The sequence below is a fragment of the Gordonia sp. NPDC003424 genome (assembly GCF_053588655.1).
In genome coordinates this window covers 36,981-59,711 of sequence record NZ_JBSFQJ010000002.1, presented here as the reverse complement: position 1 = coordinate 59,711, position 22,731 = coordinate 36,981, and the positions used below count along the sequence as shown (strand labels likewise).

Below are 22,731 nucleotides of genomic sequence, written 5' to 3'. Positions count from 1 at the left end.
GATGGAGGTCGTGGACCTCCCGGTTATGCCGCCGATCGCGCCGATGCTCGCCAAAGCCGTCCCCGACGTTCCCGCCCAACCCGAGGGTGATCCCGTCTGGTCGTACGAGCCCAAATGGGATGGCTTTCGGGCGTTGATCTTTCGGGACGGCGACGAGGTGGCCATCGGTTCGCGCGGCGGCAAGGATCTCGCCCGCTACTTCCCCGAACTGGTTGCGGCGGCCAAAACCGAGTTGCCCGACAAGGTGGTGGTGGACGGCGAGATCGGTGTCCCCGCACTCATCGGCGACACGCACCGCCTGGACTGGGATTCGCTCGCCCAGCGCATCCACCCCGCCGAATCCCGCGTCACGATGCTGTCCGAGAAGACTCCGGCGATCTTCATCGGGTTCGATGCGTTGGCCCTCGACAAGGCATCGGTGATGGGAGAGCCGTTCGAGGTCCGACGCGCGGCGCTGCTGCGGGCGATCGATGCCCAGGGTCCCGGCGACCGGTCGTTCCATGTCAGTCGGGTCACCACCGATGCCGCGATCGCCGACGACTGGTTCTCCGCATTCGAGGGCGCGGGACTCGACGGTGTCGTCGCCAAACGCCTCGACGGTGCCTACGTCGAGAACAAGCGAGAGATGATGAAGGTCAAGCACAAGCGCACCGCCGACTGCGTGGTGTTCGGCTACCGCGTCCACAAGAGCGGCACCGGGTTGGGATCGATGCTGCTCGGACTGTACGGCGACAACGGGGAACTCCAGATGGTCGGCGGCGCCGGAGCCTTCTCGGATGCCAAACGCATTGAGCTGCAAGAACTGTTCGAACCCATGCGGCTTGACCCGGACAAACCCGCCGGTGGTGCGCCCACCCGCTGGCGGTCGGAGAAATCGGGGGAATGGATCCCCATCCGACCCGAACTCGTCGTCGAGGTCGCCTATGACCAGATGGAGAACCACCGCTTTCGTCACACCGTGAAGTTCCTGCGGTGGCGCCCCGATCGTGACCCGGAAAGCTGCGGCTACGACCAACTCGAGGTGCCGCTGACCTACGACCTGCACGATGTGCTGGAGGGCTGAGCGATGGCATCACGTTCTCCGGCAATCGAACTCGACGTCGACGGGATCGCGGTCCGATTGAGCAACCCGGACAAGATCTATTTCCCGGAACTCGGCGAAAACGGTGGGCGCAAGCGGGATCTCGTCGGCTACTACCGCGACATGGCGCTCGCCGGACCGATCATGGACGCCCTCCGCGACCGGCCGACTTTCCTGCAACGCTTTCCCGACGGCGTCGACGGCGAGGAGATCTATCAGAAGCATCTCGCCAAGAAGCATCCCGACCATGTGCAGTCGACCCGAATCGTGTTCCCGTCGGGCCGCACCGGTGACGCGCTCAAACCCACTGCGCCCGCCGACATCGTCTGGGGCGCGAACCTCGGGACGGTCACCTTCCACTCTTGGCCGACGATCGATCCCGACAATGATCACCCCGACCAGCTGCGCATCGACCTCGATCCGCAACCCGGCACGGACTTCGACGACGTTCGGCGTGTGGCCCTCGACATCCTGCGTCCACTGCTGGAGGAGCTGGGCTACACCGGATTTCCGAAGACCTCCGGAGGCCGGGGAGTCCACGTCTACGTGCCGATCGAACCGCGGTGGGATTTCATCGCCACCCGCCGCGCCGTCATCGCGATCGCCCGAGCGATGGAACGCCGCGACCCCGATTCGGTGACCACCTCGTGGTGGAAAGAGGAACGCGGAGAACGGATCTTCATCGACTTCAACCAGAACGCCCGTGACCGCACCATGGCCTCACCGTATTCGGCGCGCCGCAGCCCGAACGCCCGTGTCTCCACGCCGGTCACCTGGGATGAGCTTGCCGACGTCAATCCCGACGACTGCACCATCGCCACCGTTCCGGATCTTGTTGCGCGGCGCGGTGATCCGATGGCCGACATCACGTCCCGACGCCGCAGCCTCGAGCCGCTGCTCGAGATGGTCGCACGCGACGAAGCGAACGGCCTCGGTGACATGCCGTATCCGCCCAGCTACCCCAAGATGCCCGGCGAACCTCCTCGCGTACAGCCGAGCAAGAAGGTCGCCGAGCATTGGGACGAGAAGGGAAACCGCATCCCCGACGCGTGATCCACGCAGGGTAGGCGCCCGTCTCGGGCGGTCCGCTCCCGCGGAACATGATGGTGCCGAGCTACGTCCGCGTCACGACAGTCACCGCCAGATACGCCACATACGCGAGAACGAACGCGATGCCCTCGACCCGCGAGATACGTCGGCCCGTCACGAATATCGGCACGCAGACCAGCGCCACGGCGACCATCACCGGCAGGTCGATCCGAATGAGTTCGGATGTCACGTCCAGCGGCCGCACCAGCGACGTCGCCCCGAGGATGAAGGTGATGTTGTAGGTGCTCGATCCGATGAGGTTGCCGATCGCTAGGTCCCGCTCTCCGCGGATCGTCGAGACGATCGTCGTCACGAGTTCCGGCGCCGACGTGCCGATGGCCACCACCGTCAACCCGATGACGGCTTCGCTGACACCGAGATCGCCGGCCACGGTTACCGCACCATCGACCAACCATTCGGCACCGACGATGATGACGGCGAGCCCGGCCACCAGCTGCAGCACCCGCATCCCCGTCGATCCGGCCGGCGGAAGCTCCTCGACCGCTTCGGAAGCCAGGACCGGATCGGCCGACCCGGCCACCTCCAGCCGAATGACGGTGATGGTGTAACCGATCGCCACCAGCAACAGGACCATCCCGTCGATACGCGACAACACCCCGTTCGCGGCGAGCGCCCACAACAGCAGTGCGCTGCCCACCATCACCGGAAGGTCGATCCGAATCATCTGCGGTCGCAGGGCAAGCGGCGCGATCGCCGCGGACAGCCCAAGCACCAGAAGGATATTCACGATGTTCGTGCCGGCCACGTTGCCGACCGCCAGGGGGCCGGCGTCGTTCAGCGCGGAATCAATGCCTATCGCCAGCTCGGGAAGGCTGGTGCCCAGCGAGACCACGGTCAAGCCCACCAACAGCGGTGACACACCGAGCCGTGTGGCGATCGACGACCCACCCCGAACGACCCAGTCCGCGCCCACGATCAGAGCGGCCAGGCCGACAACGACCAGGAGATACTCTGTCATTCACCGATTATCACGGGTCGGTCGGCGCAATGCGCCGTCGCCACCACAACGCCAGACCGATCTCGAGCACCCCGATCACCGCGATCACCGGCTGCAGGAAGAAGAACACCTGCAGCAGCACGATCTGCGCCGCGATCCAGATCAGCAGCGAAGCGCCCGCGAGCACCCCGGCCAGAATGCCCAGTCGGGGTGATCGCGGTTCGACGACGATGGCCACAGCGGACAGCAGGTGCGGGATCGCAACCAGCACGATGAGCATCCAGCCGGGCCCGACCCAGGTGTCGAAGGGCGTCCGGGTGAGCCAGTCGCGAGGCAGCGTCCACTGGTCGCTGATCAGCGCGATCCCGCCCCAGGTCGCCTGCACGACGATGAACAGTTCGACGGCCGCCAGCGTCCACGCCTGCCAGGGTCGCCGAGTCGTCCGAACGGGTGTCACCACCTCGGCCATGGTTCCAGTGTGCGCGGGGGGATCGCACGATGTCGTGAGCCGAAGGTCACGACCGGGCCGCGGCGTCACGGCACCAGAGCCACTTTGCCGCCCGGGTGACCGCTCGCGACGAGCGTCAGCGCCTCCCGCGCGTCGCGCAATGGATAACTCCCGGCCATCGGCACGATCAACTCTCCGTCGCCGGCGACCCGGATGATCGACCGTCGCACGGCATCACGAAACTCCAAGCTCTCCGGTTGGGCCCCGCCGAGCGCGACGAATCCGTCCTCGGCGGCACGAATCGGTGCGGCGACCGTGATGATCCGCGACCGGTCGGCCACCAGGGCAAGCGATGTGTCGACGGCTTCGCCGGTCCCGGCCGCGTCCAGCGCAGCCGTCACGTCCCCGGGTGTGATCGCCCGGACACGATCCAGCAGACCCGGACCGTACTCAACCGGGATCCCGCCGAACTCACGGACCCGGTCCAGATGTGCAGCGGATGCCGTACCGATCGCGATGATGCCCCACAACCGGCAGAGTTGAAGAACCGCAACGCCGACCGATCCGGATGCCGCATGCAACAGAATGGTCTCGTCGCGTTCCACCTCGGCCACCCGCAACATGTCGGCCGCCGTGCATCCGGCCAACAGCAGATTCGCAGCCTGGTCGAACGGCAGGCTCTCCGGCTTGGCGAACACCTTCTCCGCCGGGACCATCAGAGCTGTCGAGTATCCGCCGCGCACCCGGAAGGCCAGCACCTCGTCGCCGACCTGCCCACCGCCGGAAGCGATCTCGGTGTCGGGGCCGATCGCCGCTATCCGACCGGACACCTCGTAGCCGATCGGCAGCGGGAAGTCCTCGGGCGCCGCCCGTCGCGGGTGTTTGAGGTCGGCCGGATTCACGCCTGCCGCAACCACGTCGATGATCACCTGGCCGGCGGACGGAGGCACGAGCATGTCGTCGACAAACTCGAAGTCGTCGAGTCCGTTCGGCCCGGTGGCCACCCATCGTTGGACTCGCATGTGCCCCAGGCTACGCCGCGCCGACGCGAGTCAGCTGGTCCTCGACACAGAAGGTGCTGAGCAGCAACGGTCCGCCGGGAAAGCCAAGTGTGACAGGTGGATCGGTGAGCGGAATGTGGACCGGCCGCGCCCGCATCGGGGCGTGGTGGGTCCAGGTTGGGCAGATACTCGACCGCCCAACGGTATCCGGCGCCACCATCGTGCCTGTGCAGATCGGACTCCCTGCGCACCGATCACTCCCGGGTCGTCGCCGCATAAGCGCGCACTACCGACAGGCGGGGGGTGTGTCGAGCGTCGCGTGGTCCTACACTCGCCTGCGATGAGCAAATCCTCTGACAAACGCGCCCGACGAGCGAAACGAGCCGAGAAGTCACGACAACGTCGGGCAGACAAGGCAAGTGGCGTCGCATCCTTCCTGCATGCGGCGTCGGACATCGATCGACTCGTCGACGAGTTCGGGCCATGGCTGGCCACCGCCGAACTCGCCGCGGACATCGGCGAGTTCGACGGGGCCTCCGATCTGGTGCGCATCGCGATCGAGGGAGTCTCCGCGGTCCGTCACGATTTCACTCCGACGGCCTGGTCGGCCACCGACATCGAGACGGTGATCCAGTTTGCCGAGTACCTGGAGGAAGCCGAGCCGGATGATCCCGTCCCGGCCGTGGTGATGGTCTTCGTCCTGCGGATGTTTCTCGATTATCTCCATCAAACCGAGCAGTGGACCGCGACCGAAGCCGAATGGACGACCGCAACGGCGATCCTCTCGGCCCAGATCATGGAGAGCGTGGCGGAGGAGCTTCCGGAGATCGAGGACATCGATCCCGCGCGCGAGGCCGAGGCGCTGTCTCAGCTCGGCATCATTCGTCGACTCGACTCCTTGCTGAAGTGGATCGGCCGCGACAAGCCGGTCACCCCGGCTCATTGGCTCAAGCCCGCCCTGATCGGGGATCTTGCCGACACCCTGGGCATCGAGCTCGGTCCAGAGGTCAAGAAGATGGGCGACGACGACAAGCTCGCCCACGTCTGGGTGCTTGCGCAAGAAATCGAGCTGATCACGGTGTTCACGACCAAGGCATGCCCGGGCCCCGCGTCGTACGACTGGCGCAGCGGAGACCGCTTGCCGGTCATGCGCACCGCCGCGACGCTCGAGCTCGAAGCCCTCCTGTCAGGCGAGATCGGGATGGTTCCCTCGGTCGTTTCCGGACTGGTCGGCAGCGTGCTCTACCAGGGCATGACCGCCTCGCCGTTCGACCGACACACGCTCACCGACGACGACACCGACAGCCGACTGGACCGCGCCATGAACAACTTGGCCCGCCGGTTGTTGGACGATCTGGTCGCCGACGGCTGGCTCTTGCTCACCGACGAGGGCGAGTACGTCGTGCCGATGGAACTGCGGCCCGTGGTGGATGCCGTGGTGTCCGACATGGATGATCCGGTCCACCCGTTCGGCGATCCCGTCGACGACGATCCGTTCGGGGTTCGCCACTCCGGCATCAACTCCGCCGCCGAATCGTTCGAGGCTGAACCTGCGCCACCGGCGCTGCTCACCCTCCGGCTGGAGATGCCGTCCTACATCGAGCCCGCGGTCTGGCGCCGGGTCGCGGTGGCCAACACCCTGACTCTCGGCGACCTGCACGTGCTGATCCAACTGCTCATGTCGTGGAACGACAGTCACCTGCACCAATTCACCCGGCGGGAAGGCAGTCGCACCACGACATTCACGTCGACGACCGACGTCATGCACTCGGGGTTCGCTAGCGAGCGGGAGGCCGAGGAAGAACACGAGGTGCTCATCGGGGAGGTGCTCGGAGTGCCAGGCGACGTACTCGACTACGACTACGACTTCGGGGACAGCTGGGAGGTGCGGATCGTGCTCGAGTCCGTTGGCCCGATGGACGGGACCGTCGCCCGGGTGATCGACGGTTCCGGGCGAGCACCCCTCGACGACGTCGGCGGACCGCCCGGTTGGGCCGAGTTCATCGACGCGGTCACCGACCCGACGCACGAGCGGCACGACGAACTTCGCGACTGGGCCGGACTCAAACCCGGCGCCGCATTCGATCCCGCAGCCTTCGACGCCGACAAGGCCGACACGATCCTGCAGCGGATGGTCGTCAAACCCTGATCAGCGCATTAACCCCGTCAACTGGAGTCACGCATCCCGCGTCGGCGAGCGACTCACCCGGTGACCGGGCCGACCCGCTCCCGCGCCAGCTTCTCCGCCCGCTCCTTGATCCCGTGCAACATCTTGCGCTCCATGACCAGCGAGCCCGGTTCCATCGGCAGCATGCCGATCCTGTCCTTGAGCGTCGGGAGGCGGAACCGATTGCGGCTGATCAGCCGGGTGGTGCCGTCGCCGCGTTCGACGAGGGTGAATGCCCACACCCAGTTGCCGTCGCTCGACCGTGTCGCGAACGCATGGTGCGGCTCGGCGACCTGCACGATCATCCGGTTGGGTCCGAGCCCGATCACGTCGCCGAGTTTGGGGTGCTGGAACTCGTCGAGCACCTGGTCGGTGCTGTGCATGTGCAGGCCGAACAGGTTCTCGATCCAGTCGTAGGTGTAGGCGCCACCGCGTGGGGCCGGCCCCATCTGGGCGAGCCACGGATAGATGTGTTCGGGTCGGGCCTCGACGGTGATCGCGCGGGTCGAAACCCCGTCCGGCTCGGGGAGCAGGTCGTCGCCGGGGAGCACCGCCGCGACCTCGTCGGGCGTGGCACCCCAGTTCAGGATCGGCTGCCTGGCAAAGCGTTGATAGGCGACTGCTGCGGCGCCGGCAGCCAGTACGCCGGCGGCGAGGACCTGTGTGGTGCTCATACCTCTCAGGATGCGCCGACGACCTGCGCTTGTCGTGGGTCTTTGGCCGCCAAGACGCGAAATAGCAGCCATCCCCGGTGCGGGGATGACTGCTATTTCGATCGACTTCGGTGTCGGCTACGCAAGTGACACCGATAGCGGCAGCGGAGTGCACCGGTACAGGTCGACACCGCCATAGGTGTCATCCTTGTACGGCTTCACCGCCACAAGGGTGTGTTCAGCCCTCGATGATGAACGCCTCGAGCTGCTGGCGCGCGACGTCGTCGGCCATCTGCTCCGGCGGGCTCTTCATCAGGTAGGCCGAGGCCGGCAGGATCGGGCCACCGAGGCCACGGTCCTTGGCGATCTTGGCGGCACGCACGGCGTCGATGATGATGCCGGCCGAGTTGGGGGAGTCCCACACCTCGAGCTTGTACTCCAGGTTCAGCGGCACGTCGCCGAAGGCACGGCCTTCGAGGCGGACGTAGGCCCACTTGCGGTCGTCGAGCCACGCGACGTGGTCCGACGGCCCGATGTGGACGTTCTTGTCCTCGACCTTGCCGGCCAGCGAACCGGTCAGGTTCGAGGTGACGGCCTGGGTCTTGGAGACCTTCTTCGACTCCAGACGCTCACGCTCGAGCATGTTCTTGAAGTCCATGTTGCCGCCGACGTTGAGCTGGTAGGTGCGGTCGAGAGTGACGCCGCGATCCTCGAACAGCTTGGCCATCACGCGGTGGGTGATGGTCGCGCCGACCTGGCTCTTGATGTCGTCGCCGACGATCGGGACGCCGGCGTCGACGAACTTCTGCGCCCACTCCGGGTCGGAGGCGATGAACACCGGCAGCGCGTTGACGAACGCGACCTTGGCGTCGATCGCGCACTGCGCGTAGAACTTGTCGGCCTGGTCCGAGCCCACCGGGAGGTAGGAGACCAGCACGTCGACCCTGGCGTCCTTGAGTGCCTGGACGATGTCGACGCCGGTGCCGTCGGCCTCGGTGATGGTCTCGCGGTAGTACTTGCCGAGACCGTCGAGGGTGTGGCCGCGCTGCACGGTCACGCCGGTCGGCGGGACGTCGGAGATCTTGATGGTGTTGTTCTCGCTGGCGAAGATCGCGTCGGACAGGTCGAAGCCGACCTTCTTGGCGTCGACGTCGAACGCCGCGACGAACTCCACGTCACGGACGTGGTACGGGCCGAACTTCACGTGCATGAGGCCGGGCACCGCCGAGGTCTCGTCGGCATCCTTGTAGTACTGCACGCCCTGGACCAAGGATGAAGCGCAGTTACCTACGCCCACAATGGCCACGCGCACCTTATTGTGCTCACCCATGGTCGGGTTCTCCTTCTACTCGGGGCGCCGCGGTCCGCTGCGCCACCGGTGTTTTCACTTCGGTTTCTTCGTGTTCCCCGTCACGGGTCTTCGCTGAGCCCGTAACACGGAAGTCTGTGTCGGCGGTATCGGTCATCCGATTCCGCGCCTTGTCTCGGTCGGTGACGGCGTCGTCGTCTTCGCCCGATGCCTCGGCCGCGATCAGCTCGTTGAGCCAGCGCACCTCGCGCTCGCTCGATTCGAGGCTGAGTTCGTGCAGCTGACGGGTGTAGCGGTCGACGGCGCGGTTTGAGCGTCCGAGCAGCTCACGCAGACCTTCGCGCCGCTCCTCGACCTGACGTCGGCGACCCTCGAGGATGCGCATCCGTGCCACCGCCGGAGTCCGGCTGAAGAACGCCAGATGCACACCGAACCCGTCGTCGGTGTAGTTCTGCGGTCCGGTGTCGGCGACGAGTTCGCTGAACCGGTCCCGGCCCTTGTCGGTGAGCTGATAGACGCGGCGCGCACGACGCACCTTCACCCCGGAGGCGGCCGGCGCGGTCGCCTCGTCGATGAGGCCGTCGGTCTGCATACGCCGCAGCGTCGGGTACAGCGAGCCGTACGAGAACGCACGGAACGCACCGAGCAGACCGGTGAGCCGTTTGCGCAGTTCATAACCGTGCATCGGCGACTCGAGGAGCAATCCGAGAACCGCGAGCTCCAACACGCTGAGCTCACCTCCTCCTCGGATCACACTTTGACCTGACGCATCAACACCTCGTGCTGATGCAATTCCCAATGTATCGCACCGATATAACTTCGTCCACGTAGGGGGTCGACGCCCATGGTGAACCCGACACGACGTGATCTTGCTAACCGTCACACCGACAGGCGCGCACCCGACCACGTACGCTGAGACACGTGCAACGCCAGATCGTCGACTACGCCCTGCAGCGGCGGTCGCGGCTGTCCGAAGTCCATTCCGGACGGACCGCCGTGGCCGATGTCTGCGACGCGAGTCCGTATCTGCTGCGTGCCGCCAAGTTCCATGGGCGTCAGTCCGCCACGGTCTGCCCGATATGCCGAAAAGAGCAGGTCACCCTGGTGTCCTGGGTGTTCGGGGACAAGCTCGGACAGGTGTCGGGATCGGCTCGCACCAACGACGAGATCGCCCGCCTGGCCGCCACTGCCGAAGAGTTCTCGGTCCACGTTGTCGAGGTGTGCCGCACCTGCAGCTGGAACCATCTCGTGCAGTCGTACGTTGCCGGGTTGCCGCCACGTTCCTCGCGCTCGCGACGGGTGGCCAAATAGCGTTCCGTGACCCCGTGATATACCCGCGCGTTTTGCCTGCCCGGGTGCACGTGGGTCACAGTGGTGTGCACTGAGATGACGGAGATGGACTGTGACGAGACTTGAGAAGGAGGGGCGATGAGCAACACACGTGGCACGTCGCCCACCCCGGGCGGACGTCGAACCGCCCCGACGCCAACCGACAAGGCACGCACCCGGCAGAAGCGAGTGGCCTGGGGCCTCGGCATCGTCGGCGCCATCATCCCGGTGGTCGCGCTGATCGGGATCATCGCCTTCATGCTCACCTACGTCGGCGCGTCGGTGCCGGCACCCGGTGACATCAAGCAGAACCAGGTCGCGACGATCCTCAACGCCAACGGCAAGGTCATCGCCAAGGTCGTGCCGCCGGAAGGCAACCGCACCGACGTCAAGATCTCCGACATCCCGAAGACGATGCAGGACGCGGTGATCGCCGCCGAGGACCGCGAGTTCCGCAGCAACTCCGGCTTCTCCATCCGCGGTCTCTCACGCGCGGCCATCGGCCAGGTCACCGGCAACGGCGGCGAGGCCGGCGGTGGCTCGACCATCACCCAGCAGTACGTCAAGAACGCCCTCGTCGGTGACGAGCACAGCTACGAGCGCAAGTTCAAGGAACTGGCGATCGCCACCAAGATGTCGAACGAGTGGTCCAAGGACGACATCATGGCGGCCTATCTCAACACCATCTACTTCGGTCGCGGTGCCTACGGTGTGGCGGCCGCAGCGCAGGCCTACTTCCACAAGGACATCCGCAAGATCAACACCGCCGAGGCGGCGGTGCTCGCGTCCGCGATCCGGTCGCCGTCGTACTACGACCCGGAGGTCAACCTCGAAGCCGCCCAGGCACGCTGGAACTACGTGCTCGACGGCATGGTGACGACCGGCGCACTCACCCCCACCGAGCGCGCCTCGATGAAGTACCCGAACGTGCCCGCCTACAAGCCGACCTCCACCGACACCCCGGGCCCGAACGGCCTGATCAAGCGGCAGGTGCTCGCCGAACTGGGCAAGCTGAACATCTCCGAACAGCAGGTGCAGACCGAGGGTCTCAAGATCACCACGACGATCGACCCGCAGACGCAGAAGGCGGTCGTCGACGCGGCGCGCAACAAGCTCGACGGCGAACCCGACGAGATCCGCACCGGCATCGTCTCGATCGATCCGCGTACGGGTGGTGTCAAGGGCTACTACGGCGGCAACGACGCCAACGGCTGGGACTACGCGCAGGCCGGTCTCCAGACCGGGTCGTCGTTCAAGGTGTTCGCGCTGCTCGCCGCGCTCGAGCAGAACATCCCGCTGTCCAAGACCTACAGCTCGGCGCCCTATGACGCGCCCGGCGGCATCACCATCGAGAACTCCGACGGCGAGAGCTGCGGCACGTGCAACCTGGCGACCGCGATGAAGATGTCACTCAACACCGTCTACTACCGATTGATGATGGACCTCGACGGGCAGGCCAAGGCTGTCGCCGACGCCGCCCATCGCGCCGGCGTCGCGCAGAGCTTCGGCGACACCACCAACACCCTGCAGAACAAGAACGGCACCATCGACGGCGGTGTGGTGCTCGGGCAGTATCCGTCGCGGGTCATCGACATGGCGTCGGCCTACGCGACGATCGCCGCGTCGGGGATCTATCGCGAGCCGTACATGATCGAGAAGGTCGAGACCGCCGACGGCCAGGTCCTCTACCAGCACGAGGCCAACAGCGGCACGCGTGTGTTCGAGGCGAAGGTCGCCGACAACGCGACCGCGGCGCTCGAACCGATCGCCGCCTACTCCAACGGCAACTCGCTGTACGACTCGTCGCTCGGCGCCCGCCCGTCGGCCGCGAAGACCGGTACCGCGCAGCTGGGCAAGACCGGTCAGAACAAGGATGCGTGGATGGTCGGCTTCACGCCGCAGCTCTCGACCGCTGTGTGGGTCGGCACCGACAGCGGTACCGCGCTGACCAACTACGCCGGGTCGATGGTCTACGGCAGCGGTCTGCCCGCCCAGATCTGGAAGAGCGCGATGGACGATGCCCTCGACGGGCAGCCCATCAAGGACTTCCCGGAGCCCGAAGCCGTCGGCGGACAGGCAGGTGTGCCCTACGAGCCGCCGCCCGTCAGCTACGACAACTCGCCGGGTACCCGCGCCAACGGCAACGGTCAGAACCGTCGCAACCAGGGCAACGGGGGCGGTCCGCAGACCGGCACCGGCACCGGCACCGGCACCGAGAACGGCGGTGACACCGGGGGCTGGGGCGGAGGCACCGGCGACAACGGCTGGAACGGCGACAATGGCGGCGGAGGGGGCACCGGCGGCGGTGGCATCACCATCGCACCCGGAGTGACGATCCCGGTTCCCGCGGGCTGACCCGCCGTTGTCCGACGCACCGGCAGAGGTCACCCCGGCCGCTGATACGGATTGGGAATCGGCGGGCCCACTCGCCGACGACCGGCGGATCGCGACCGAACGGGTTCTGCCGAGCCGCAGCGACGACGTGGTTCGATCGGCGTCGTCGATCGTCGGCGGCCCGGTCGGCCGGCATGCGGCGATCGGTCGCAGCCGCTCGTGGACCCCAATCCGGGTGTTGTTCGCCCTCGCGTTGTGCGTCGCGGCCCTCGGCTGGTTCGGCAAGGCTGGGTGTCTCCAGCAATCCCCGGTCGGCGGCAACTCGTCGTCGGGCTCCTCGCTGCGGCTCAACTGGGACGATCAGCGTCAGTTCACCAACCTCTGCTACTCCGATGTCATCGGACTGTATTCGGCGGAGAAGCTCGACGTCGGCTCGTTCCCTTATCGGACCTTCTGGTACGAGGAGGGCCCCGACGGACAGCAGGTGAAGCGCTACATGGAGTACCCGGTGATCACCGGGCTCTACATGTACGGCGTCGCCTGGCTTGCGCACCAATGGGATTCGGCCCACGAGAAGTGGGGTGTCCCGGGCGCGCTGGATGTGGTGCTCTTCTTCGACCTCGTCGCGCTCGGTCTCACACTGTTCTGGCTCGTGACCATCTGGGCCACCGCACTCACCGCCCGAAACCGCATCTGGTTGCCATGGGTGGCAGCGCTTTCCCCGCTCGTGGTGGTGCACATCTTCACCAACTTCGACGCCATCGCCATGGCCATGGTGGCGTTGGCCTTCCTGTTCTGGTCGCGTCGGAACCCGTGGCTTGCCGGTGTTTTCATCGGATTGGGGACCGCGGCGAAACTCTATCCGGTCCTGCTCCTGGCGGTGCTGCTGATCCTGTGCCTACGCGCCGGCCGGGCCCGCGAGTTCGTCCAGGCGGCGGCGTGCGCGGTCGGCGTATGGGTGCTGGTGAACCTCCCGATCTATCTGCTGTATCCGGCCGGGTGGTGGGAGTTCTTCCGCTACAACAACAATCGGGTCGCCGAGCGTGACACCTTCTACCGGACCATCAGTGATGCGGCCGGCTTCGCGTGGAACACCGATCTCCTCAACGCGGTGTCGCTGGGGCTGCTGGTGCTCGTACTGCTCGGGGTCGGCTTCGTCGGTCTGGCCGCTCCCCAGCGACCGCGGTTGGCGCAGTTGGCTTTTCTGGTGGTCGCCGGGTTCCTGATCGTCAACAAGGTGTGGAGCCCGCAGTACTCGCTGTGGCTCGTGCCGCTGGCGGTGCTCGCCATCCCGCACACCCGCCTCCTGTTCGCGTGGATGACCATCGATGCGCTCGTGTGGATTCCACGGATGGGTCTCTACCTCGACGAGGACCGCCGGTGGCTGCCCGATCAATGGTTCACCGCAGCCATCGTGCTCCGCGGCTTCATGGTGCTTGCGCTCTGCGTCGTGGTGCTGTGGGAGATCTGGCATCCCGAGGACGACCTCATCCGCCGCGTGCCCGGCTCCGCGCGCGACGACCTGCTCGACGACCCCGCCGGGGGTGTCCTCGACGGTGCTCCCGACCAGTTCACTCTGCATGGGCGAGGCCGCACCGTCGGCTCACCCGCAACCGCCGGCCCTCCGACGGCACCCGCGATCTCGCCGACAGCAACCGAAACGTCGTCGACAGCATCCCAAGCGTCGACAGCAACCGAAACGCCGTCGACACCACCCCAAGCGTCGACAGCAACCGAGCCATCACCGGAATGACCGCACCGCCCGACGCTGCGCCTCACTGATCGTCGGCCCTCCCGCGTCTACGATCCCCGCATGACACGTGGTGGCTCCAGAAGGGCGAGAGCGGGCGACGCCGGCAGAGGCGAATGCACCTCGCCGCCAACGACTTGAGTCCCGCGCAGTGGACGGACATCAAGGCCGCGTGGGGTGGCTGCGCGTACTGCGGACGAACGGACACCCCTCTTCAGCGCGACTGCATCCAGCCGCTGTCCGTGGGCGGTCGCTACACCGAACTCAACATCGTGCCGGCCTGCCGGTCGTGCAACGCCAGCAAGTGCAACACCGAGGTGACCTCGTGGATGCGCCGCAAGGGACTCGGCGAGGAGATGTTCCTCCGTCGCCTCATCGCCATCCATGAGGCGACGCCCATCGCGGGAGTCGGTCCGGGCGACGATGCACTTCAGTAGGGTGCGATACATGACCGAACTGCAGGCGCTGGTGGCGCATCAGGACGACGAGGGCAACATCGATCTGGTCCACGAGATGGTGGACGACACCTTCCTGCCCGACGGCGAGGTGGAGATCGCGGTCGAGTACTCGGCCTTGAACTTCAAGGATGCGCTGGTCGTGACACCCAAGGGTGGAGTGGCTCGGTCGTATCCGCTGATTCCCGGCATCGACCTCTCGGGCACAGTCCGCTCGAGCACTTCCCCCGACTTCGCGCCCGGTGACACGGTGGTCGCGCACGGCTACGACATCGGCACCGCCCGCCACGGTGGCTACGCGGAGATCGCCCGGCTGCCGGCCGACATGGTGGTCAAGCTCGACGCCATGTCCGCTGCGGACGCCGCCGCCATCGGCACCGCCGGATTCACCGCCGCGATGAGCGTCGAGGCGCTCACGAAACACGGCATCACCCCCGCCGACGGTCCGGTGCTGGTGACGGGTGCGACCGGCGGCGTGGGCAGCGTCAGCGTGGACCTGCTGGCCGCGGCCGGGTTCGAGGTGGTCGCCTCCACCGGTAAGGCGGACGCCGCCGACCTGCTGCACACCCTCGGGGCCGCCACGATCATCGGCCGAGTTCCGGAGGAGGGCGAAAAGGTCCGCGCGCTCGGTAAGACACGATGGACGGCCGCTGTCGACTGCGTCGGCGGCACCACCCTCGCCTACACGCTGAGCACCCTGAAATACGGTGGCGTCGTAGCCGCCTCGGGTCTGGCCGGCAGCGCGGACCTGCCGACCACCGTGCACCCCTTCATCCTGCGCGGCGTCACGCTCGCCGGAATCGACTCGGTGATGCTGCCCATCGAGAAGCGTCGAGCACTGTGGGCGCGCCTCGAATCCGATCTGCGGCCACCGCATCTCGCGGACCTCACCTCCGACGTCGCGGTTTCCGAACTGCCCAAGGACATGAAGAAGATCCTCGGCGGCGCGGTCACCGGGCGGACACGCGTGCGGGTCGCGGGCGGATTCTGACCGAACCGGGCTGCCTACCCCGACGAAATACGTTCCAGCAAAACCGCTTTCGCGGCAGGCCAGTCGTCGTCGGTCATCGAATACTGTGCGGTGGTACGCCAGCCGTCGCCGAACCGGCGGTGCTTGCGCAGCAAGCCTTCGAACGTCGCGCCCAGTTTGGCGATCGCCGCCCGTGACTGTGTGTTGTTCTCGTGCGTGTGCCACACCACGCGCACCGCACCGCAGTTCTCAAAGGCGTGCTGCAACAACAGGAATTTCGCCGTCGGATTGACCGCGGTGCCCTGCACACCCTCGGTGTAGAACGTGTAGCCGATGGCGACGCCGAGATTGGTGTGGTCGATATCGTAGAAGCTCGTCGACCCGACGACGCTGCCATCCGTGTTGTCGACGACGGCGAACGCCACGCGCCGTTCGACGTCGTCGAGCGCCGCCGTGATGTAGGCCCGGGCGGACGCGTCGTCGACGGGAATCCCCGGCGACCATCGGAACCGGTGCGGATCGCCGACGACCCGCGACAACGGCTCGACATCGTCGAACGTCAAGGGCCGCAGGGTGACCCGATCGCCGACGAGCGGACCGGTGCCGAGCCAGGAACTCATGATCGGGACAGCGCGAGGCCGGGCTCTTCCGAGCGCGGTCGACGACCGAAGGACGCCAACGGTTCTCGCAACGGTGTCCGGACGAACCCGAGGATGCCGTAGAACAGCAGCAGCGCGTGCACCCACACGCCGATGTTGACGCCGGTGATCACCCACCACTGCATGGGCGAGTGCGTCGTCAGGATGCCGAAGAGCCGGAAGATGGTGAGATCCAACGCGAGATCGGCAGCCAAGTACCCCACGATCACCGGCCACGGCACGGCCAGCAGCACGAAGAACGGCAGAATCCACAAGGTGTACTGCGGCGAGTGCACCTTGTGAAACACCATGAACCCGGCCAGCATCGACCCCGACACGGCGATCCACGGGAAGGTGCCCGAGCGCTGATAGGCGCGCCACCCGAGATAGATCGAGATCGCGAACGCGCACAGGATCAGCGCCGGCGAGAGCACCCCGACGAGCGAGTTGTAGGTGTCGTTCTGACCGCCGGTCAGATGTCGCAGCCCCCAGTACCAGATGGAGTTGGTGTCGACGTCGGACTTGCGTTTGCCCTGAAACGACAGCGCCGCCTTCCAGCCGTCGAACCCGAGCACCATGAACGGCAACTGGATCGCGATCACGGTGAGCGCCGCCGCGGCCGCCACCCAGATCGCGCTCACCCAGTCGAGGGTTCGGCGCCGCGCATCGGTGTTGTGGGTCAGCACGTACACGGCCAGCGGCAGCACGAAGAACCCCGGGTAGAGCTTCAGGCAGAACCCGATGCCCAGCAGGATCGCGGCGAGGATCGCGGCGGTGCGCACCGACAGCCGACGGTCGCCCGTGCGGGGACTGATCGTGGAGCCCCAGGCCATCACCGCCACGGCACCCACCGCCGTCGCCACCACCGGCAGTTCCCAGTTGTGGAAGGCGTAGAGCACCAGGGGTGGGGTGGCCGCCCACCACAGCACGTGCCAGCGCGTCATCAGGGCGAGCATCACCGTGATCGCCAGCCCGAACGGGGCGAGCAGCACCACCGAGTGCTGGAAGAACTCGGTGTCGGTGTGGGCGCCGATCGCGCCGAGCCACATGAACATGCCCGAGAGCACCGGGTACTCGACGACGCCGCCGAACAGTTTGCCGTCCGGGGTGATCCCGCCGTTGATGTAGGGGAAGACGTGGTTGTTGATGTCGCGGCCGAGCCACAGGTACATCAGGTCCGAGTAGCAGGGGATCACCGCGTTCGGGTCGCCGACCGGCCAGTGGGAGCTGCGGCCCTCGGCGAGGAACGGCGGGCCGCCGCACGCGATCTTCACGCTGTAGCTCCACACCATCGCGATCGACGTGGTGAGCAGAGAGACCAGCAGGATCAGGGCTGTGCTGCCGCGCCCGGACAACGTGCTGCGGACGCGAGATGCCGCGGTCGGGCGTGCGGCGGGGGCGTCGGACATGGCCTACAGGGTAGGGGTTCGGCGGCTGCTCACCGAACCGCGACCGCTCACGACGGTGATCCGTAACATCGGGCGCATGCCGAATCCGCGCACCATGAGCTGCTCACGTGCCATCCCGGTGTCCGTCGACGACGCCTTCGCCACGACGCTCCCGGTGCCGCTGCCGGACATCTTCCGCCGCTGGTACGGCCCCATCGGGCCGGTCCGTTCCGCCACAGCCGACGACGGAGCGTCGTGGGGTCGGGTGGGTCAGACGCGGACGGTGGTGCAGGTCGGCGGCAGCAGCATGCGCGAAACCCTGACCACGATCGACCCGCCGCACCGGTTCGCCTACACGCTGAACGACATCACCGGCCCCCTCGCACCGCTGATCGACCACGTCGACGGCGAGTGGCTGTTCACGCCCGCCGGCACCGGCACCGACGTCACCTGGACCTGGCACGTCACCCCGACGCAGGTCGGTGCGGTCACCCTCCCGGTCTTCGAACGGCTGTGGTCCGGCTATGCGCGGCAGGCGCTCGAGGTGCTGTCGGATCTGATGCTGGGCCGCTGAATCGCGATCTGAGGCACGGACGCAGTTCCCGCTGATCGAGTAAGCCCCGTGCGAGCGCTGCTCGTCGATAATCACCGAGCGGGTCCATTTACCGCTGATCGAGTAAGCCCCGTGCGAGCGCAGCGAGCCCGGGGCGCATCGAGATCTCCGAGCGGGCCCCCATTTCCCGCTGATTGAGTAAGCCGCGCGCGAGCGCAGCGAGATCGAGCCCGGGGCGCATCGACATCACCGAGCGGCTCCCCGTTCTCCGCTGATCGAGTAAGCCCCGCGCGAGCGTAGCGAGCCCGGGGCGCATCGACATCACCGAGCGGCTCCCCGTTCTCCGCTGATCGAGTAAGCCCCGTGCGAGCGTAGCGAGCCCGGGGCGCATCGAGATCATTCCCGCCCGACCGACCACCCCGGCACACGATTTCGCAGGTCAGGGGTCACGCGTGTATGGTGGAGCGGTTGCCGACGCAGGCGACCCTCCTGCCACGGACAGTCCGTGGCCGACCTAGCCCATAGGAGGTGATGTGGTCTTATGCGTCACTACGAATTGATGGTCATTCTCGATCCGAATCTGGACGAGCGCACCGTCGCCCCCTCACTGGATACCTTCCTCAACGTTGTTCGCAGCGAAGGCGGAAAGGTGGACAACGTCGACATCTGGGGCAAGCGCCGTCTCGCTTACGAGATTGCCAAGCACAGCGAGGGCATCTACGCGGTCATCGATATCGATGCCGAGCCCAAGACGGTCAGCGAGCTCGATCGTCAGCTGAAGCTGAACGAGTCGGTGCTGCGCACCAAGGTCCTGCGGAAGTAATTCATCCACAGGGTTCCTTGATCGTCGCAAGAAACGTCGGTGCCGGGCTCTAGGGTTGACCCCAACATCCCGGTACACGTCGACTCGGCGAGTGCCCAACCACGACACGACCCAAGGGGAGACTTATGGCAGGCGACACGGTCATCACCGTCATCGGCAATCTGACCGCGGACCCGGAACTCCGGTTCACGCCGTCGGGAGCCGCGGTGGCCAGCTTCACAGTGGCCTCGACGCCGCGCACGTTCGATCGTCAGAGCAATGAGTGGAAGGACGGCGAAGCGCTGTTCCTCCGCTGCAGCATCTGGCGGGAGGCGGCGGAGAACGTGACCGAAAGCCTGACCAAGGGAACCCGGGTCATCGTGTCCGGTCGCCTCAAGCAGCGGTCCTATGAGACCAAAGAGGGCGAACGACGCACCGTGGTGGAACTCGACGTCGACGAGGTCGGCCCCTCCCTGCGATTCGCCACCGCCAAGGTCAACCGGGCCTCGCGCGGCGGCGGTGGCGGTGGTGGCTTCTCCGGCGGTGGCGGCAGCAGCAACAGCAGCCGCGGCGGCGGAAACCAGCAGGCCAACGACGATCCCTGGGGCAGCGCGCCTGCCAGCAGTGGATCGTTCGGCGGCGGGGACGACGAACCACCTTTCTAGACAGAGATTTGCGAGGCATCGCACGCTCCGCGTGAGCGTCGTCCGTGCCCGCGTGTGAACAACTGGAGTACCAATGGCAAAAGCTAAGAGCACCCGGAAGGTGCGCGTCGAGAAGGTCACCAAGACCAAGGCGTGCTCCTTCTGCAAGGACAAGAAGAGCGTCATCGACTACAAGGACACCGCGCTGCTGCGTCGTTTCCTGTCCGACCGCGGCAAGATCCGTTCGCGTCGGGTCACCGGTAACTGTGTGCAGCACCAGCGTGACGTGGCCGTGGCCGTGAAGAACTCGCGTGAGGTGGCCCTGCTGCCCTTCACCTCGACCGGACGCTGAGCGGGAGGAGCTGACATGAAACTCATCCTCACCGCCGCCGTGGAGAACCTCGGCGAAGCCGGCGACACCGTCGAGGTCAAGGACGGTTACGGCCGCAACTACCTGCTGCCCCGCGGACTGGCCATCAAGGCCACCCGTGGTGCCGAGAAGCAGGTCGAGGACATCCGTCGCGTGCAGGCCGCGCGCGAGGTCCGCAACGTCGAGCACGCCAACGAGCTCAAGCAGGCCCTCGAGGGTCTCGCCGGTGTCTCGCTGGGCGTCAAGACCCACGACTCGGGCAAGCTGTTCGGCTCGGTGACCGCCGGCGATGTTGCCGGCGCCATCAAGTCGGCCGGCGGACCCGCCGTCGACAAGCGCAACGTGGAGATGCCGAAGGGCCACATCAAGGCCACCGGCACCTACCCGATCGTGGTCAATCTGCACCCCGAGGTGCGGGCCACCGTCGAACTGGCCGTCGTCGCCAACTGACGCCGAGCGCACCAACCTGGTCACCGAGGGCCGGGCGGACACTGTCCGCCCGGCCCTCGGTTCTTTTGCGTTGCTGAGTATGTGCGTACCGTCGCGCTGCCGGTGTGCGGGACCGTCGGACGAACTGGAGTAGTCCACTACGCGTTCGGTACAACCCGGCCGCTCGTAGTTTCGGTGCTACGAGTTCACCTCACATCGCTGTGACGCCGACAGACTTCACAGCGGGGGTGCAGATGTCGGAGCGGACTCGTGAACAAACCCATCATCTTGTTCACGCCAGGAGACGCCCGCCATGCTCACCACCTTCATCCTCACCGCCAGTGCCATCGCGCTGATCATCGGGCTGTTCGGTCAGCCCTCTCTCGACTACCGCGACAGGGAGTTCCGCAGCTCATTGCGCGCGAGAGACGGCTCTCGCCGCAGAGACCGTGGCGCACGTTCGCCTCAGCCCCCCGCCGCGCAGGCACCGGGCGATCAACCGCACGCCACGATGCATGACCCGTGGATCGTCGACTTCGCCCAGCACATGAAGTCCACTCTCTGACATCTCTGCCACGATCTGGAGAACACTCATGTATCTCGGACAGCAGTTTCACCGCACCCCGTTTCCGACGATCCCGATGCCTCCGGCAATTCCAACACCGAACGGCGGTCCGGTGTACGACACACCGCAGCGCTCGGCGCGGCCCGCCATCGTGGTCGGTGTCAGCGGCAGCGAATCGTCGCAGCGCGCCGTCGAGTATGCAGCCCGATCGGCACGGCACGTCGCCTCGTTGCTGCTGGTCAGCGCGGTCGGCCGGGCGTCGTCGCGGCGCCCGCACCGGACGCACGCCGAACTGACGCTGCGGGATGCGCTTCGCGACGACGCCTACCTCCTCGATGAACAGTCCCTGATCGACGAGGCGCAGCGTCGGGCACGGGAGATCGCGCACGAGGCCGGCGCCGTCCACGTGCTCAGCATGGTGCGCGGTGGCCATCCACATTCGGCGCTCCTCGGCGCGGCGCGTCAGATGGATGCCCAAGCCATCGTGCTCGGCGGCCGCACGGGCCGCAGCCGACTGATCCGAAGTATCGGTGCGACAGGGGGTTTCACCGTCGTGGTGGTCGAACCCGGTGCCGAGGCGGCGTTTTCGCTGACGCCGGCATCGCGATTCCCGGTCCATGTGTGGCCGCGCCGACAGCAGAATGCGCCATCTGCTGTCCCCGCCGGATAGTTCCGACGATGCCGGGCTCCCAGAACCCGGTGATATCAACAGGTTTCGCTACTTGGGTGGAGCCGGCTGGGCCGGTAGCTGGCTCCACTGACGCAGCGCCGGTGGCAGGTACTGCGGCGCGGGATTCGCGCTGTGGGCAGTGTCGCCGGCCGGGTAGTAGAACTTGTGCCACCCCGGCTGCAGGATGAAGGCGCGGCCGCCGGTCCGGCAGGCGATGGTGTCGGGGCGCGGCGCGAGGCACGTGGTGCCGTAGATCGTCACCCCACTGCCCACCGGCAGGGGCGGCGGCCGGAATCCGGACGGCGCCACGAACCGATAGTTGGACCAGTCGGGCACCCACCAGGGACCCTGTTGATCGCCCGAGATCGCGACGCCGCGCGCGTCGGGCGGGGCGGTCGCCGGGTGTCCCGCGCACCCGACGTAACGGTAGGTGGGGCCGATCGCGCACAGCCACGGGCCGGCACGCAGGAACGCGCGCCCGTTGTCGGCGTAGGCGAGCGGGCGGAACTGATTCGCGTCCACCCGCGTGTAGTGCGACAGAGTGAACTCGGCCGGCAGCGGCGGACTCGCCGGCGCGGCGGCGGCCTCCGGCACCATCACCGCCGACGGCGCTACGCACGCCACCACTGCCGCCATCGCGACACCCCACCGACGAATCCGGCGCGCCACTCTCGCCGACAACCCCATTGGCCTCCCCATGCCGACCATTGCACCACAGGGGTGCGACGCCGGCCCCGGATCGGACACATTCCTGGCACGTCCGAGCCATATCCACAAGTGGTCAAGTCTGTGACCGGCTGTTACCGAATCCTTCTCCAAGGTTTACCTACTCGTTGGTTTGTCGTGGGGCGCCGATCACCCGCAACACGCCGAACCGGCCGTCAAGCGTGACACGCCGAGGCAATATTCTTGGTGTTCTGTGGACAACCGAAAACTCGCTGACCTGGGAAGACATAGAATCTCACAGAACAATTCCCCACTTTGTGCACAGGCCCTGCACAACGCTCCCAACGGCGTCCACAGTCGGTCCACAGTTTGCTGACAGCGTTGTCCACATCTTGGTTTGAGCCACCCTCCGGAGCGATCTAGTGTGCTCCGACAGCGCCTCTGAGACGCTCACGGCCCACA

23 protein-coding genes and 1 pseudogene are annotated in these 22,731 nt (G+C 66.6%); 15 read left to right on the top strand and 9 right to left on the bottom strand.

The genetic code is table 11. From position 1 onward, the window contains the following. Positions 1 to 10 precede the first annotated feature (10 nt). Both ACWDTI_RS02925 and ACWDTI_RS02920 read left to right on the top strand, forming a co-directional pair. The gene (locus ACWDTI_RS02925; RefSeq protein WP_449736545.1) at positions 11 to 1,063 is read left to right on the top strand and encodes an ATP-dependent DNA ligase; all 1,053 of its coding nucleotides are present in this window, start codon (positions 11 to 13) and stop codon (positions 1,061 to 1,063) included. 3 nt (positions 1,064 to 1,066) lie between these two features. Then, positions 1,067 to 2,134: a DNA polymerase domain-containing protein gene (locus ACWDTI_RS02920; RefSeq protein WP_449736544.1), complete on the top strand. Its 1,068-nt coding sequence runs from the start codon at positions 1,067 to 1,069 to the stop codon at positions 2,132 to 2,134. Positions 2,135 to 2,195: 61 nt separating this feature from the next. Here the strand turns inward: ACWDTI_RS02920 and ACWDTI_RS02915 are convergent, their stop codons facing one another. The 3 genes from ACWDTI_RS02915 to ACWDTI_RS02905 form a co-directional block, all read right to left on the bottom strand. Then, complete coding sequence (locus tag ACWDTI_RS02915) at positions 2,196 to 3,149, bottom strand: calcium/sodium antiporter (protein WP_449736543.1); 954 nt, start codon at positions 3,147 to 3,149, stop codon at positions 2,196 to 2,198. Between the two features lie 10 nt (positions 3,150 to 3,159). Beyond that, positions 3,160 to 3,597 (bottom strand): hypothetical protein, encoded by a 438-nt coding sequence (locus tag ACWDTI_RS02910; RefSeq protein ID WP_449736542.1) that lies wholly within the window; start codon positions 3,595 to 3,597, stop codon positions 3,160 to 3,162. Between the two features lie 65 nt (positions 3,598 to 3,662). Next, positions 3,663 to 4,598 (bottom strand): NADP-dependent oxidoreductase, encoded by a 936-nt coding sequence (locus ACWDTI_RS02905; protein ID WP_449736541.1) that lies wholly within the window; start codon positions 4,596 to 4,598, stop codon positions 3,663 to 3,665. 319 nt (positions 4,599 to 4,917) lie between these two features. On the opposite strand from ACWDTI_RS02905, the gene ACWDTI_RS02900 reads away from it, so the two are divergent. Next, positions 4,918 to 6,726, top strand: coding sequence for a plasmid pRiA4b ORF-3 family protein (locus ACWDTI_RS02900; RefSeq protein WP_449736540.1), 1,809 nt, complete (start codon positions 4,918 to 4,920; stop codon positions 6,724 to 6,726). Between the two features lie 53 nt (positions 6,727 to 6,779). Here ACWDTI_RS02900 and ACWDTI_RS02895 read toward each other — a convergent pair whose 3' ends face one another. The 3 genes from ACWDTI_RS02895 to ACWDTI_RS02885 all read right to left on the bottom strand — a co-directional run bounded on the left by ACWDTI_RS02895 (position 6,780) and on the right by ACWDTI_RS02885 (position 9,433). After that, on the bottom strand, positions 6,780 to 7,418 hold the full coding sequence (locus ACWDTI_RS02895; protein WP_449736539.1) for an SRPBCC family protein: 639 nt from the start codon (positions 7,416 to 7,418) through the stop codon (positions 6,780 to 6,782). Positions 7,419 to 7,635: 217 nt separating this feature from the next. Continuing rightward, positions 7,636 to 8,727: an inositol-3-phosphate synthase gene (locus ACWDTI_RS02890; protein ID WP_449736538.1), complete on the bottom strand. Its 1,092-nt coding sequence runs from the start codon at positions 8,725 to 8,727 to the stop codon at positions 7,636 to 7,638. Beyond that, entirely contained in the window at positions 8,720 to 9,433 is a 714-nt protein-coding gene (locus ACWDTI_RS02885) for a PadR family transcriptional regulator (protein ID WP_449736537.1), read from the bottom strand. Before ACWDTI_RS02885 ends, ACWDTI_RS02890 begins: the two co-directional genes overlap by 8 nt. A gap of 194 nt (positions 9,434 to 9,627) precedes the next feature. On the opposite strand from ACWDTI_RS02885, the gene ACWDTI_RS02880 reads away from it, so the two are divergent. From ACWDTI_RS02880 to ACWDTI_RS02860, 5 genes and pseudogenes are all read left to right on the top strand, one after another. Further along, entirely contained in the window at positions 9,628 to 10,017 is a 390-nt protein-coding gene (locus ACWDTI_RS02880; RefSeq protein ID WP_449736536.1) for a DUF5318 family protein, read from the top strand. Positions 10,018 to 10,134: 117 nt separating this feature from the next. After that, positions 10,135 to 12,390: a transglycosylase domain-containing protein gene (locus ACWDTI_RS02875; RefSeq protein ID WP_449736535.1), complete on the top strand. Its 2,256-nt coding sequence runs from the start codon at positions 10,135 to 10,137 to the stop codon at positions 12,388 to 12,390. A 7-nt stretch (positions 12,391 to 12,397) separates the two neighbouring features. Next, on the top strand, positions 12,398 to 14,122 hold the full coding sequence (locus tag ACWDTI_RS02870) for a glycosyltransferase 87 family protein (RefSeq protein WP_449736534.1): 1,725 nt from the start codon (positions 12,398 to 12,400) through the stop codon (positions 14,120 to 14,122). A gap of 60 nt (positions 14,123 to 14,182) precedes the next feature. Beyond that, positions 14,183 to 14,556: pseudogene (locus tag ACWDTI_RS02865) on the top strand (HNH endonuclease). A gap of 10 nt (positions 14,557 to 14,566) precedes the next feature. Next, the gene (locus ACWDTI_RS02860; RefSeq protein WP_449736533.1) at positions 14,567 to 15,565 is read left to right on the top strand and encodes an MDR family oxidoreductase; all 999 of its coding nucleotides are present in this window, start codon (positions 14,567 to 14,569) and stop codon (positions 15,563 to 15,565) included. Between the two features lie 14 nt (positions 15,566 to 15,579). On the opposite strand, the gene ACWDTI_RS02855 is transcribed toward ACWDTI_RS02860, so the two are convergent. Next, positions 15,580 to 16,164, bottom strand: a complete 585-nt coding sequence (locus tag ACWDTI_RS02855) for a GNAT family N-acetyltransferase (RefSeq protein ID WP_449736532.1) — start codon at positions 16,162 to 16,164, stop codon at positions 15,580 to 15,582. Further along, positions 16,161 to 17,591 (bottom strand): hypothetical protein, encoded by a 1,431-nt coding sequence (locus tag ACWDTI_RS02850; RefSeq protein ID WP_449736531.1) that lies wholly within the window; start codon positions 17,589 to 17,591, stop codon positions 16,161 to 16,163. Before ACWDTI_RS02850 ends, ACWDTI_RS02855 begins: the two co-directional genes overlap by 4 nt. Before the next feature lie 76 nt (positions 17,592 to 17,667). On the opposite strand from ACWDTI_RS02850, the gene ACWDTI_RS02845 reads away from it, so the two are divergent. The 7 genes from ACWDTI_RS02845 to ACWDTI_RS02815 all read left to right on the top strand — a co-directional run bounded on the left by ACWDTI_RS02845 (position 17,668) and on the right by ACWDTI_RS02815 (position 21,603). Further along, positions 17,668 to 18,144 carry an SRPBCC family protein gene (locus ACWDTI_RS02845; RefSeq protein WP_449736939.1) on the top strand — a complete coding sequence of 159 codons (477 nt, stop codon included), beginning with the start codon at positions 17,668 to 17,670 and terminating at the stop codon, positions 18,142 to 18,144. Positions 18,145 to 18,664: 520 nt separating this feature from the next. Next, positions 18,665 to 18,946: a 30S ribosomal protein S6 gene (gene rpsF, locus ACWDTI_RS02840; protein WP_449736530.1), complete on the top strand. Its 282-nt coding sequence runs from the start codon at positions 18,665 to 18,667 to the stop codon at positions 18,944 to 18,946. A gap of 125 nt (positions 18,947 to 19,071) precedes the next feature. Continuing rightward, positions 19,072 to 19,590, top strand: coding sequence for a single-stranded DNA-binding protein (locus ACWDTI_RS02835; RefSeq protein ID WP_449736529.1), 519 nt, complete (start codon positions 19,072 to 19,074; stop codon positions 19,588 to 19,590). A 73-nt stretch (positions 19,591 to 19,663) separates the two neighbouring features. Next, on the top strand, positions 19,664 to 19,921 hold the full coding sequence (gene rpsR, locus ACWDTI_RS02830; protein ID WP_449736528.1) for a 30S ribosomal protein S18: 258 nt from the start codon (positions 19,664 to 19,666) through the stop codon (positions 19,919 to 19,921). Positions 19,922 to 19,936: 15 nt separating this feature from the next. Further along, positions 19,937 to 20,389 (top strand): 50S ribosomal protein L9, encoded by a 453-nt coding sequence (rplI, locus tag ACWDTI_RS02825; RefSeq protein ID WP_449736527.1) that lies wholly within the window; start codon positions 19,937 to 19,939, stop codon positions 20,387 to 20,389. Between the two features lie 292 nt (positions 20,390 to 20,681). Then, positions 20,682 to 20,933: a hypothetical protein gene (locus ACWDTI_RS02820; protein ID WP_449736526.1), complete on the top strand. Its 252-nt coding sequence runs from the start codon at positions 20,682 to 20,684 to the stop codon at positions 20,931 to 20,933. A gap of 112 nt (positions 20,934 to 21,045) precedes the next feature. Then, positions 21,046 to 21,603: a universal stress protein gene (locus ACWDTI_RS02815; protein ID WP_449736525.1), complete on the top strand. Its 558-nt coding sequence runs from the start codon at positions 21,046 to 21,048 to the stop codon at positions 21,601 to 21,603. Between the two features lie 48 nt (positions 21,604 to 21,651). On the opposite strand, the gene ACWDTI_RS02810 is transcribed toward ACWDTI_RS02815, so the two are convergent. After that, the gene (locus tag ACWDTI_RS02810; RefSeq protein ID WP_449736524.1) at positions 21,652 to 22,239 is read right to left on the bottom strand and encodes a hypothetical protein; all 588 of its coding nucleotides are present in this window, start codon (positions 22,237 to 22,239) and stop codon (positions 21,652 to 21,654) included. Between the last annotated feature and the right edge of the window lie 492 nt (positions 22,240 to 22,731).